13 protein-coding genes are annotated in these 13,175 nt (G+C 43.1%); 12 read left to right on the top strand and 1 reads right to left on the bottom strand.

The genetic code is table 11. The features are described 5' to 3' along the window. Positions 1 to 17 precede the first annotated feature (17 nt). Genes B6K08_RS00160 through B6K08_RS00115 form a run of 10 tightly spaced genes read left to right on the top strand, consistent with a single transcriptional unit; the run spans position 18 to position 8,743 of the window. Positions 18 to 1,199, top strand: a complete 1,182-nt coding sequence (locus tag B6K08_RS00160) for a glycosyltransferase family 9 protein (protein WP_080325146.1) — start codon at positions 18 to 20, stop codon at positions 1,197 to 1,199. A 15-nt stretch (positions 1,200 to 1,214) separates the two neighbouring features. Beyond that, a complete protein-coding gene (rfaE1, locus tag B6K08_RS00155; protein WP_039210900.1) occupies positions 1,215 to 2,222 on the top strand; it encodes a D-glycero-beta-D-manno-heptose-7-phosphate kinase in 1,008 nt (335 codons plus the stop codon). A 3-nt stretch (positions 2,223 to 2,225) separates the two neighbouring features. Continuing rightward, positions 2,226 to 3,227, top strand: coding sequence for an ADP-glyceromanno-heptose 6-epimerase (rfaD, locus tag B6K08_RS00150; RefSeq protein ID WP_039210903.1), 1,002 nt, complete (start codon positions 2,226 to 2,228; stop codon positions 3,225 to 3,227). An 8-nt stretch (positions 3,228 to 3,235) separates the two neighbouring features. Further along, positions 3,236 to 3,733 carry a D-glycero-beta-D-manno-heptose 1,7-bisphosphate 7-phosphatase gene (gene gmhB / locus B6K08_RS00145; RefSeq protein ID WP_039210905.1) on the top strand — a complete coding sequence of 166 codons (498 nt, stop codon included), beginning with the start codon at positions 3,236 to 3,238 and terminating at the stop codon, positions 3,731 to 3,733. A 25-nt stretch (positions 3,734 to 3,758) separates the two neighbouring features. Continuing rightward, positions 3,759 to 4,520: a glycosyltransferase family 2 protein gene (locus B6K08_RS00140; protein ID WP_039210908.1), complete on the top strand. Its 762-nt coding sequence runs from the start codon at positions 3,759 to 3,761 to the stop codon at positions 4,518 to 4,520. Further along, positions 4,520 to 5,638, top strand: coding sequence for a glycosyltransferase family protein (locus tag B6K08_RS00135; protein ID WP_039210910.1), 1,119 nt, complete (start codon positions 4,520 to 4,522; stop codon positions 5,636 to 5,638). The genes B6K08_RS00140 and B6K08_RS00135 overlap by 1 nt, the downstream gene beginning before the upstream one ends. A gap of 19 nt (positions 5,639 to 5,657) precedes the next feature. After that, entirely contained in the window at positions 5,658 to 6,575 is a 918-nt protein-coding gene (locus tag B6K08_RS00130; protein ID WP_039210912.1) for a VirK/YbjX family protein, read from the top strand. A 12-nt stretch (positions 6,576 to 6,587) separates the two neighbouring features. Beyond that, a complete protein-coding gene (locus B6K08_RS00125; protein ID WP_039210914.1) occupies positions 6,588 to 7,760 on the top strand; it encodes a glycosyltransferase in 1,173 nt (390 codons plus the stop codon). 22 nt (positions 7,761 to 7,782) lie between these two features. Beyond that, on the top strand, positions 7,783 to 8,430 hold the full coding sequence (locus B6K08_RS00120) for a hypothetical protein (RefSeq protein WP_080325145.1): 648 nt from the start codon (positions 7,783 to 7,785) through the stop codon (positions 8,428 to 8,430). After that, the gene (locus B6K08_RS00115) at positions 8,363 to 8,743 is read left to right on the top strand and encodes a WaaS/CpsH family glycosyltransferase (protein WP_080325144.1); all 381 of its coding nucleotides are present in this window, start codon (positions 8,363 to 8,365) and stop codon (positions 8,741 to 8,743) included. The genes B6K08_RS00120 and B6K08_RS00115 overlap by 68 nt, the downstream gene beginning before the upstream one ends. Positions 8,744 to 8,814: 71 nt before the next feature. Here the strand turns inward: B6K08_RS00115 and B6K08_RS00110 are convergent, their stop codons facing one another. Further along, positions 8,815 to 11,079 (bottom strand): anaerobic ribonucleoside triphosphate reductase, encoded by a 2,265-nt coding sequence (locus B6K08_RS00110; protein ID WP_039210918.1) that lies wholly within the window; start codon positions 11,077 to 11,079, stop codon positions 8,815 to 8,817. A 251-nt stretch (positions 11,080 to 11,330) separates the two neighbouring features. Here B6K08_RS00110 and pyk point away from each other — a divergent pair, with 251 nt between their 5' ends. Both pyk and secG read left to right on the top strand, forming a co-directional pair. Beyond that, complete coding sequence (pyk, locus tag B6K08_RS00105) at positions 11,331 to 12,749, top strand: pyruvate kinase (RefSeq protein ID WP_080325143.1); 1,419 nt, start codon at positions 11,331 to 11,333, stop codon at positions 12,747 to 12,749. A 180-nt stretch (positions 12,750 to 12,929) separates the two neighbouring features. Continuing rightward, on the top strand, positions 12,930 to 13,139 hold the full coding sequence (secG, locus tag B6K08_RS00100; protein WP_039210939.1) for a preprotein translocase subunit SecG: 210 nt from the start codon (positions 12,930 to 12,932) through the stop codon (positions 13,137 to 13,139). The last annotated feature ends 36 nt before the right edge of the window (positions 13,140 to 13,175 follow it).

Raw genomic sequence — 13,175 nt, 5'->3', positions numbered from 1 at the left:
AGGTATAAAAAGTATCTATGAGAAACTATAACAATATTCTGGTCATTAATCTTATGCATATTGGTGACTTAATGCTGGCTACGCCGGTCTTGAGAACTTTGAGAGCTAATTATCCTAATTCCAGAATAACCCTGCTGGCGGATAAGAAGCTGGCAGATCTGGTGGTGCATAATAAATGGATTAATGAGTGCTTATTGATAGATAAAAAGGGTGCAGATAATGCATTGCCGGCCTTTATAAAATTCATAAAAAAAATTCGTCAGAAAAATTATGACCTGGTAATAAATCTTCATCGAAATGAAAGAGCGTCAGCCCTGGCGGCCTTTAGTGGGGCCCAAACCATTGTGGGCTACAGCAAGCCCATATTTTCTCTGTGGTTTACAAAGGTAATGAACAATCCTTCTGTGGCTCATCATATCGGCTGGGGACCATTTCACCTGTTTCCACCATACAAGTATGTACCGGGGTGGGAACATCAGGTTCATGCCCATCTAAATGTTTTAAAGGAAGCACTCGATATAGAGCAAATCGATGATGGTGGACTGGAAATGTGGGTGGATGAAAAGGATACCGCCTCTGCTGATAAAATCTGGCAGGACAGCTTTCCAAATGATACCAAGGTGGTGGCCTTTAACATAGGTGCCAGCTGGATAACCAAACGATGGATTGACAGCTATTTTGCCCAGTGTGCTGACCAGCTTTTAGATAAGGGCTACGGGGTGGCGTTCTTTGGCGGTCCAATGGACACAGAAATTGTTAATAAGTGCATTTCTCAGATGAAAAATAAGGACAGCGAACTCATAAAGGTATTTACTGGAAAACTGTCTTTGGCAGAGCTGGCGGCCATGCTGAGAAAATGTGCCCTTATGCTCACCACAGACTCTGGACCAATGCATGTGGGAGTTTCCCAGAGTGTACCAGTGGTTACCATGTTTGGAGCCTCTCCGGTGCCGGGATTTTATCCCTATGATGCCAAGGATGTGCTTATAAAGAGCCCTGAACCATGTCATCCATGTGGCATTCATCAGTGTCCGCATGAGGGAAATAGGAATTTAGCATGTATGAAGAATATTACAGCAGAAACCGTTATGAAATACGTATGGGAGCTGCTGGAAAAATACGAAAATCAGGCGGGAAATATGCCAAGAGAATATGGTGCATATAAGTGCCGGGTCGTAGAAGCAACAAAAGCGGAGTAAGGAGGAAGTAGTATCATGACCACAAACAAGGATAGATTAAAGGAGTTTGTCACCTCAGGCATGTCCAAGGTGCATATTCTTGTGGTAGGTGATGTAATGCTGGATAAGTATTACTATGGAGAAGTAACCAGAATATCACCGGAGGCCCCTGTGCCAATTACCCGTGTGGTTGACACCAAGGACACCATGGGTGGTGCTGCCAACGTAGCCCATAACTTGGCCCTTCTTGGTTGTAAAACATCTATTGCTGGTTTTGTGGGTGATGATTACCATTGCCAGACCTTGGTGGATAAGTTTATTTCCCGTGGCATAGACTATAAGGGAATAATTTACCGTGAGGAGCCTACCACCACCAAGCTACGTGTTATAGGCGGTCATCAGCAGATGCTTCGTCTGGACTTTGAGGATACAGAGCCGGTAAAGCCACTGTATGCAAACCGCCTCTTGAATTATGTGGAGCAGTCACTGGATGATGTGGATGCGATTATTCTCTCCGATTATGGCAAGGGAGCCTGCACTGATGAGGTTTGTGAAAGTGTCATTGAAATGTGCAACAACGCTCAGGTGCCTGTATTGGTGGATCCAAAGGGACGTGACTGGAGCAAGTATACCAATGCGGATTTCATTACTCCAAATGTAAAAGAAATCAATGAAATTTTAGAAAAGCCTATTAAGAATCGTGATGAGGCCATTAAGCAGGCGGCTACATACATCATGAGCAAATTCAAGATTAAGAATGTATTGGCTACCCGTTCTGAGTGCGGTATGTCCATGGTAACTCCAACGGAGACAGTTCATATTCCTACAAAATCTCAGGAGGTTTTTGATGTATCTGGTGCTGGTGATACTGTTATAGCTGTATTTGCATTGGGTATCGCAGGAGGTCTAATTCCTCGTGAAGCTGCATACCTTGCGAATTTGGCAGCCAGTGTAGTTGTGGGTAAGCTTGGTACTTATGCTGTAAGCAAGGATGAGTTGGAAAGTGTACTTTTACAGACTACCCAGTCTGAGGAGGAACAATAATAAATGATTATCGTAACCGGTGGTGCCGGCTTTATCGGCAGCAATATTGTAAAAGAGCTTAACCGTCAGGGACGCAGTGATATACTCATCGTTGACGATTTAAATAACCGCAAGGAGCAGAGTCAGTCCTACCGCAATCTTCGTGGTTTGCAGTTTATAGATTACATGCACAAGGATGACTTCCTCACTGCCATTCAAAATAAGGAATTTGATGGCGTTGATGTGGATGTAGTGTTCCACGAGGGGGCCTGCTCCGATACCATGGAGTATGATGTAAACTATATGATGAAGGCCAATTATGAGTATTCCAAGGCTGTACTTCATTTCTGCATGGAGCATCGTATTCCATTTCTTTATGCCTCCTCTGCCTCCACCTATGGTGCAGGAGAAAATGGCTTCCGTGAGGGGGACGAATGTGAGGATGCCTTGAATCCGTATGCCTATTCCAAGCTGTTGTTTGACCGTTATGTGCGTCAGGTGATGTCCGATACCCAGAGCCAGATTGTTGGCTTGAAGTATTTTAATGTATACGGTCCTCAGGAGCATCATAAGGGAAATATGGCCTCTATTTTCTATCAGCTGTATCATCAGGTGAAGAAGGATGGGGTATGCCGTCTCTTTGAAGGCTGGGGAAAGTTCAGCGATGGTACCGATGTGCCAAATGGCGGTCAGAAGCGTGACTTCATCTATGTAAAGGATGTTGTAAAGGTAAATCTTTGGTTCTGGCAGCATAAGGGACCAAGCGGTATCTATAACTGCGGTACTGGCAAGGCCCATACCTACAATGAGGTGGCTGACAGCGTAATCAAGGCATTGGGCAAAGGTAAAATTGAGTACCGTGATTTCCCGGAGGTGTTAAAGGGCAAGTATCAAAATTATACTGAGTCTGATACCACCAAGCTGCTGGAGGCTGGCTATGATCAGGGCTTCTATGATATGTACGAGGCCGTAAAGGAATATTGTGATTTCCTTGATGCCGGCGGCTACTTTAAATACGGCAAATAGGTATTTTTATGAACAAAGCAGTTTTTTTTGATCGTGATGGTACCTTAAACGAAGAGGTTTATTACCTTCATAAAATTGAAGACTTTAAATGGATAGAGGGCGCCATAGACGCCATAAAGTATTGTAATGACAATGGTTACCTAGCCATTGTCATTACTAATCAGAGCGGAGTTGCCAGAGGCTATTACCAGGAAAGCGACATCATGAAGCTATATGAATGGATGAATGCTGATTTGGCAAAGCATGGAGCCCATCTTGACGGCATATATTATTGTCCACACCATCCTACTGGCAAGGTGAAGGAATATGCTATAGACTGCGATTGTCGTAAGCCAAAGCCAGGCATGCTCCTCAAGGCTCAGAAAGACCATAATATTGACCTAAAATTATCTTATCTTATAGGCGACGGTGCCAGAGATGTGGAATGTGCTGAGGCTGCCGGGGTGAAGGGAATACGTTATAGAGGTGGCAATTTGCACCAGGCTTTAACCGAAGGTATGATATAAATTTTACGAGAAGGATGTATCAACAATGTCAGATTTGGCTGTTATTATCTTGACCAAAAATGAAGAAGCAAATATAGAAGATTGTATAAAAAGTGCATTATTTGCCGATGAAATAATAGTGATAGACTCTGGTAGTACAGATAAAACGCAGGCTAAGGCTGAAGCATTAGGAGCCAAATTTGTTCTGCATCCAATGACAGAGGAAGGCTTTGCCGGCCAGCGTAACTTTGCCTTGACTCAGACCCAGGCCAAGTGGGTATTTTATCTTGATGCTGATGAACGACTGACCAATGAAGCTGTTGATGAAATAAGGGAAATAGTTCAATCCGATAGAATTGGTGTATATCGTATTAAAAGGATGAATGTTTTATTTGGTAAGCTGATAAAATATGGTGCTCATGCCCCCGATTGGTGTGTCCGCCTTTATCCACGGGATGAGGTGCATTGGGTAGGTGTTGTTCATGAGAGGGGAGAATTTACATTGCCCCAGCATGACCTTAAGGGGGTAATGCATCATCACACCTATAACGAATGGAGCAGCTATTTCCGTAAGCTAGGTCAGTACACTGACATGATGGCTGCGAGAATGCATCAGGATGGCAAGAAGGCCAGTATGGGAGATTTGACTCTTCGCCCTGTATATGCCTTTATTCGGGCGTATATAATAAAGAGGGGATTCCTGGACGGAGAATTGGGGATGGTATTTTCCATACTGCACGGTTATTATACATTTTTGAAGTATTTAAAGCTTAGGTATTTCTATATAGGAAAAGGGGAACAGCAGTAATGAAGGTTGCTATACTGGAAACAGTAAAGGCCAGTGCCGGCTTTGAATTGGAATTTGATCGAATTATTATTGAGGCATTACAAGAGGCTGGGCATGAGCCGGTTATGATGATGCCGGCTGGTACTGTGCTGGACCAAAATTTCGATGTACCTAAATATGAGCTGTCTGGCGGCAGCATTATTTCCTATGATGGTGTCAAAGGTTTAAAAAAGGTATGGTATTCATACTTACGGGAAACCCGTCGTGTAAAATGGTTTGATTCAGCACTTGAGGTGGCAGAAAAGGAAGGCATAGATGCAATTTTGCTTACCACAGCAACCTACCGTTATTTGCGTGCTTTAAAGAAAAGCAAGTTGCGTCTGGGTAATGTTCCTGTTAATTTTATATTCTTAGGCGTTAATCCTAGTGAAAAGCCAAAATTCTTAAAGAAAGCTAAGGAATGTCTGCCATATAAAAATATTCACTTGTGTGTAACCACTCTGCGTGATGATTTCGGCAACGAAAAACCAGATAATGTAAAACTGATAAAACCACCGGTTATGATTCCGGCAGGATGTAAGTCTAAATCAGCTGCGGATGTATTGCGGATAGGTTTTTTTGGACACTACCGAAAAGGGGAAAAGAATATTGGCTGGCTTCTTAATTCAATTACGGGAGCACAGTTTAAAATACCCGTGAAATTCATTATTCAGCTGGCACCCACTACGGAAGAAGACCGTCAGGAGGTTGAAAAAATAGTAGATGGTTGGAAAAATGACAAGCGTGTGGAGTTTATATCTCACAAGCTTTTGAAGGATGATTGGTACAACGCTATTCAGTCTGTGGACGTGGTATATTTGCCATATACAGCTGAAAGATACCTTTATAACTGGAGTGCCATTTACTTCACGGCTATTGGAGCCAAAAAGCCTGTTTTGACTACCAAAACATTAAATCCTGAGGTTATGGAAAAATACTCAATCGGTGAATATATTGATACCACAGATTATGAAATATTCCGCAATCAGTTGGAAGAATTTGTAAATAATTACGAGACAAATAAAGCACATTATAACGATGCATTGGAAAAAGCCAATCAGGAATACAGTAAGTCTGCCTTTATTCGTAGCTTGTTTTAAAGGAAATGAGTTGATATTGATGAGTGAAACAAAGCTTCAAAGCTATACAGCTTTGGGTAAGCAGATATATGATACTAGTAAGGCCAGGGAAGCACACAGATATTATGTATTTTTGTTGCGTTCCTTTATATATAGGGGGAAATTGAACGCCCTTCAGCGTCACTTTTCTTCAACCCCACTTCTGACAGAGCTTCAAAAGTTATATCCGTTTTTCTATGAGCAGCCCACTCGGGCATTTTTCTATAATAAATCCACCTTTGATGAAAGGCTTGCTATAGTACAAAACCATGTGGATTTCCTGGTGGATACTCTTCGTCCGGAAGTTATAAAGGACCTTTATAAATACAAGAATTTGCCTATTTGGGATGGTCAGGAGATTGATGGGCAGCAGTTTCGGGCGTATCTATATTACGAGGATGGCCAGCGTAAAGAAGGCATGTTGTCCGTGGTACTGCGTCTGGATGATCGGGCCCTTTATCAGATTATTTTTTGGATTACTCCGGATAAAGAGGGGAAAATGTCCATGTGGATAGGGGCTATGCAAGGTCCTAACATGGAGGATGCCAAGGAAGTAGTAAAAAAGATAACAAATAAATGCCATCGCTATCGTACCAAGAATCTAATTCTGTATATTGCCCAGGCTGTGGCAAGAAATTTAGGCTTGGAAAAGATATATGCCGTAACCAATTATGGGTACTATGCCAATAATCATGTTCGTGCTGACCGTAAGTTGAAAACTTCATTCAGTGATTTTTGGGCAGAGGCAGGCGGTCATTCCACTGATGATAAGCGCTTTGATGAACTTCCATTGAAAGAAACGCGAAAGACCATGGAAGAGGTGCCTACCAGAAAACGGGCTGTGTACCGTCGTCGTTTTGAACTTTTGGATTCTATTGACGAGGCTATAGCATCATCAATAAAACAGATGAGATTATAATAGGAGGATCCTATGCGAATTTTATTGGCAAATTTTTCAAAAATGGTGGGAGATACTGGTGGTGCCGCAAAAGTTCATTGTAATTTTGCCAATGTTATGCAGCAACGAGGCCATGATGTGGCCATGGTGTATAGCGATGATAACCAAGGAGAATGCTTTTTTCCTGTTAATAAAGAGGTTCGCCAATATAATATAAATCATTATGATGGTAGTAGTTATACTTTTCCTTTAAGTTATCGGATTCGCCGTGAGGTTCTGCGTGTTTTCAGTAGAAAACTGGCGTCTGCCGTCAATGATGATTTTACCAAGAATTACCTGCTGGATAATGTGAACGCTATCTTGGACAAGGAAAATCCTGACATTATTATTGCCTTTCAGCCAGCGGCGGCCAAGGTATATATACAGGACATCAAGACAGATATACCAATTATTCTCATGTGTCATGGAGAGGCTGAGGACTGGTTCCGTAATTATCCAGATAAGCAGGTTAAGGCCATTAAGGATTGTGATGTAGTTCAGGTGTTGATGCCATCCTTTAGGGAAGCGGTTATAAAGCGCTATCCGAATACCAAAACAGTAGTTATCGGAAATGTGGTACCACAGTTTGAAAAGGAAGAAATAGCAAATCACACGGGGAGGCATAAAATTATCTTTATTGGCCGTCTGGCCCGTAATCATAAGCGCCCTCATTTATTATTGGAGGCCTTTATACCATTGGCTTCCAAGTTTAGTGACTGGGATGTGGAAATTTGGGGCAAGGAGCATAGCCGTGGCTATGCTGAGGAAATGGAGTCCAAGATAGATGGGGCAAATTTGCAAGACCGCATAAAAATTATGGGAACAACCCATGACGTGGAGTCGGTTCTAAGACAGGGAGATATTTTTGTATTCCCAAGTGCCTATGAAGGTTTTGGGCTTACTATTGCGGAAGGTATGAGCGTGGGCTTGCCGGCTGTGGCCTATGCCAGTTGTCCTGCAGTCAATGAGTTGGTTCATGATGGCGTTGATGGATTTTTAGTTGAAGATGGTGTGGAGCCATTGCGGGATAAGATGGAGCTTTTAATGTCAGATAAGGACCTTCGTGTAAAAATGGGCACCGCAGCTCATGAAGCCATGAAGGAATATAGTGATGATAAAATTTGGGACACCTGGGAAAAGTTGATTCGGGAAACGGCAACTAAATGAAATGACCGAAGAGGATTACATAATGAACGACTTTATCTTTAAAAAACACAAAATATTATTTCTGAATATTTGTGAAAATATGGGTACGTATCCTCATATGCGATGTGCCTCTCTCTATAAAGATATAAAAGGCTGGGAGAAGAGAAAATTTAAATTTGCAGAACATGTCAGCGGAAGTGACATGAGTAAATGGTATGGTGAATGGAAACAATACATAAATGAGTATGATACGGTTTTTATAGGAGATGGCGGTAGAGGCCCAGATATAGTAGCCTACTTAAACAAAGTTAATCCTAATATTAGGGTAATCTTATATTATTTGGACACGATTTTTCCAGGACATCGGTGTGAACCCTGCAATTATAAAGATTTGAATTGTGAAATGTATACATTTGATAAGGAAAATGCAAAAAAGTATGGCATACCGTTTAAACATTTCTATTATCCATATATGTCATTGAATAATACCAGCCAGCTGGAGAATGTTAATGCTTCTATTAGTGCTAACGATGTAAATGACATTTTTTTTGTTGGTCAAGATAAGGATAGATTATCCTATTTGCTGCAATTAAAGGAAAAATTCATTGAAATTGGATTGTCGTGTGATTTTCATATTAAGCGTAATCCACATAGTTTATATTGGCCATGGAATAAAAAAACATACCTTTAAGGATGGTATTTCATATGATGAGATTATTAGCCGAATTAAAGGTTGCCGTGCCATTTTAGATATTGTGCAAGAAGGTCAGCATGGGCTTACCTGGCGTCCTATGGAGGCTATGTGCTTTGGGAAAAAGTTGATTACTAATTTTACTGATATTATTAATTATCCTTTTTATAATCCTGAAAATATATTTGTATTGGGTACAAGGAAAATCAATGAACTTCCATCCTTCGTGTCCACATCTCCAGTCAAAGTGGATAAGTCCATTAGGGATGAATATGTTTTTGAGAACTGGCTGGAATCGTTTTTTATAGAATAATAACAAAAAAATATATGCTAAAACTAAAATAACGCTGGCACAAATTAGTCAGCGTTATTTTTGTCTTAAAATTATTCAAAAACAGGTCTCTTCACAATCTTATGTCCGGTGATGATTTCCTTTCGTTTGCAGTGTGGGCATTCATTTTCAATAATGCCGGTGTAGCCGCAGACAGGGTCACGGTCAACTGGGTGATTGATGGAGAAGTAGCCCATGTTAGCATCGTGCATGGCACGAACCAGAGCCTCGAAGGCCTTCACATTCTTGGAAGGGTCGCCGTTCATCTCCACATAGGCGATATGCCCCGCATTTTCCAGTTCGTGGTAAGGGGCCTCAATACGAATCTTGTCCAAAGCCTTAATGTCGTAGTATACAGGCACATGGGAGCTGTTGGTCATATAATCTCTGTCGGTAACTCCCGCAATTTTGCCAAATTTCTTGCGGTTTGCCCGCTGGAACTGACCGGCAGTGGACTCGGCTGGAGTACCAAAGCAGGTCCAGTTCATACTTTCTGCCTTGGTATATTCATCAGTCTTCTGACGGATATGGCCCACGATTTCCAGACCCAGCTTCTGGGCTTCCTCAGACTCACCGTGATGCTTGCCAATAAGGGCCACCAGACATTCAGCCAGACCGCAAAAGCCAATGGAATATGAGGCGTGCTTCAATACTTCCTCAATGGAGTCGGTATTTTTCAGCTTGTCACTGTCCATCCAAATACCCTGTCCCATAAGGAACGGATAGTTATAAACGTGCTTATGCTTGATGGTCTGCAGTCTGAACAGGAGATAGTCGTGGCTAATCTGAATGTATTTATCCAAGAGGCACCAGAACTTATCCATATTGCCGTCAGCCTCCAGAGCCAGCATAGGCAGATTAATGGTGGTAAAGGAGAAATTCCCTCTGCTGCCCACCTCGCTAGGACCATTTACATTGCTGATGGTACGGGTCCGACAACCCATGGTGGCGATAACACTGTTGTAATTGCCGGGCTTGTAATATTGGAGATTATATGGAGCGTCCACATTTACGAAGTTAGGGAACAATCTCTTGGCAGAGGTCTTGCAGGCCTGCTGGAAAAGGTCGTAATTTGGATCCCCGGGATTGTAGTTTACTCCGGATTTAAGCTGGAATACAGAGATAGGGAAAATAGCTGTTTCCCCATTACCAAGCCCGCTCATAATGGCATTCATAACCTCCCGCATGGCAAGTCTGCCCTCAGGAGAGGTATCCATACCGTAGTTAATAGAGCTAAATGGAACCTGGGCACCGGCACGGGAATGGAGGGTATTGAAATTATGAATAAGTGCCTCCATGGCCTGATGGGTTTCCTCAGTGGTATCATCACAGGCCAGACGATAGATATTGGCAGCATCCAGCTTTAAATCAGGGGTTGTTTCCATAATATCTGTAGGCAGCACCTTACTCAGAGCTTCAGCAATGGCCTTGAGGTTATCTTCTGTTGCTATTGGCTCACCGTCGGTAAAGGTGCAGTGGTCGTAGTCCATAGCCTCCATAAAGGCCTTGCGGAATTCCTTGGCAGCAGCCAACTTGTCACCGCCAAAGTGGTAGAGACAAGCCTTGTAGGCCTCGTCAGCCAAAGCCTTTTTAAAGGTTTTGCGCACTCCCTCAGCCATGGCATAATCAAAGGCGTTGATGGACTGGCCACCAAACATATCATTTTGGTTGGACTGAATGGCAATACAGGCCAAGGATGCGTAAGCACGGATGGAATTTGGCTCACGCAGGAAGCCGTGGCCCGTGGAAAAACCACCGTGGAACAGCTTCAGCAAATCTATCTGGCAGCAGTTCAGAGTAATCAAGGAAAAATCCTTGTCGTGGATATGGATATAATTTTCCCTGTCAGCCTTGGCAAATTCCTCAGGCAGCATATAGTTATCCACGAAATGCTTGGCACCCTCAGCACCCAGCTTCAGCATAATCCCCATGGAAGCATCGGTGTTTATATTAGCGTTGTCACGCTTCATGTCTGAGTCCACAGCATCAGCGAAGAAAATATCCCTGTAGCTGTTCATCAGATGCTTTTGGGCTTCACGGCGATTGGCGTGGCGCTGGCGATACATGATGTAGCGCTTGGCAATCTCATAGTAGTCCTGCTCCATGAGAGTCTTCTCAACAATATCCTGAATATCCTCTACGTTGATATTTTCCCAATTTTCGATGGCGGACTCCACCTGATCCACCACTTTCTGGATATCCCTTGTAGATAAGGAATCATTTACAGCCTTGCTGGCTCCTGCAATGGCGTTAAAAATTTTGGAGGCATCGTAGTCCACCACAACACCGGAGCGCTTTATAACATGCTTAAGCTTCATATATCAACACATTCCTTTCATGTATAGCCTTCCCCACTGGGGAAGTTCCCTCCACAGGAGGGGTGATGTTCAAAAAAACTATCTCATATAGAATATACCAAACTGCAATGAATAACAATTCTTGATTTTTTACCGTGTTTGTGCTAGACATTCGTGGTACAATAGAATAGAATGTATAAACTAATCATAATAGCGTTTAATTACTATTCTAATATACATAAACAGAAATAATGTAAGGAGTGTGCTGAGCAATGTTTAAGAAAACCAAAATCGTTTGTACCATGGGTCCTACCACTGATAAGCCTGGAGTTATTGAAGAGCTGATGAAAAACGGCATGAACTGCGCCCGTTTTAATTTTTCCCATGGCGATCATGCAGAGCAGCTGGGGAGAATTGAGAGAGTTCGTGAGGCGGCCAGACACACCGATACCATTATTCCGCTTCTGTTGGATACCAAGGGGCCTGAGATGCGTCTGGGTTCCTTTAAGGATGGCAAGGTTCAGCTGGTCAAGGGCAACACCTTCCGTCTTACCCAATCCGATGAGCCAGGTGATGAAAACGGGGCTCCTATAAGCTACAAGAATCTTTATCAGGAGGTTAAGCCAGGTGACACCATTCTCCTTTCTGATGGTCTTGTAGGACTTAAGGTAAAGGAAATTGACGGGCAGGATATTGTAACTGAAATTCTCAACAATGGTCCAATGAGTACCCGCAAGCGTGTGGCTGTACCGGGAGTAGCTATAGGTTTGCCACCAATTTCCGAGCAGGATGAAAAGGATATCCTTTTTGGTATTGAGCACGATATGGACTTTGTGGCCGCTTCCTTTATTCAGCGTGCCAGCGATGTGGAGGCTATCAGAAAGCTCATTAAGGACAATAACGGTCACATGGAAATTATTGCTAAGATTGAAAACCTTGAGGGCGTAAAGAATATTGATGCTATTATCGCCGCGGCTGATGGTATTATGGTAGCCCGTGGTGACTTGGGTGTGGAGATTCCTGCTGAGGATGTTCCTGTTATTCAGAAGGATGTTATTGCCAAGTGTAACAAGGCCGGCAAGCTGGTAATCGTGGCCACCCAGATGCTGGAGTCCATGACCAGCAATCCTCGTCCAACCAGAGCCGAGGTTTCCGATGTTGGTAATGCGGTATTCGACGGCACCGATGCCATTATGCTCAGTGGTGAAACTGCCAGTGGTGATTACCCAGTGGAGGCAGTACAGACCATGAGCACCATTGCCAAGCGCATTGAGCAGTCCATTCATTATGAGAACCGCTTTATTACCAAGGGAATGGAGCATAAAAAGAGCATTACCGATGCAGTGGCCCATTCCACTGTACAGCTGGCCTACGAGCTGGATGCCACAGCTATCATTACTCCAACTGAGACTGGCTTCACCACTCAGATGGTGTCCAAATATCGTCCACAGGCAACTATCATTGCCTACGCCAGCACCTCCAAGGTGGCCCGTCAGCTGAACCTTCGTTGGGGTGTACAGCTGGTTAATGGTCGTATTTGGGATGATGAGCCAGATCGTACTGGGGCCTCCATTGCTGCTGCTCTCCGTTCCGGCTTGGTGGAAAAGGGTGATATTGCGGTAGTAACCTCAGGTATAAACATGAGCAAGGGCAACAACACCAACAAGATTCAGATCAGAACCATTGACTAATCCGTCTCTTGTATTTAATAATATATTGTGTTATGATATATCGAAGTTGATAAACTATATATACTTCGATGAAACGCTATGAGGTAATTTTTCCTCATAAAAATGAGGAAAAAATTGAACAATTGCGTTATACTATACTTTGAGATGGAATAGGAGGTCCGTAGAGTGCTTACGGTTTTGATGGTAATAGATGCATTGGTAGCTATCGTTCTGATTGGCTCAGTGCTAGCTCAGTCTCCAAAGTCTGCAGGTATGGGCCTGGGCGGCGGTAATGACACAGTATTTAGCAGCAGTGCCCGTGGTATGGATGCACTTTTGGCAAGAGTAACTGTAGTCTTTGCGATTCTTTTTGCAGTAATCACCTTGGTGATTGCCAAGATGACCATGTAATTTGACACAAGGCGCTTACTATCCATCATAGTTTCT

The organism is Anaerovibrio lipolyticus DSM 3074, assembly GCF_900141865.1.
Taxonomy (GTDB): domain Bacteria; phylum Bacillota; class Negativicutes; order Selenomonadales; family Selenomonadaceae; genus Anaerovibrio; species Anaerovibrio lipolyticus.
The sequence above is the reverse complement of the archived record's forward strand: the minus strand, read 5'-3'. Positions and strand labels throughout refer to the sequence as shown.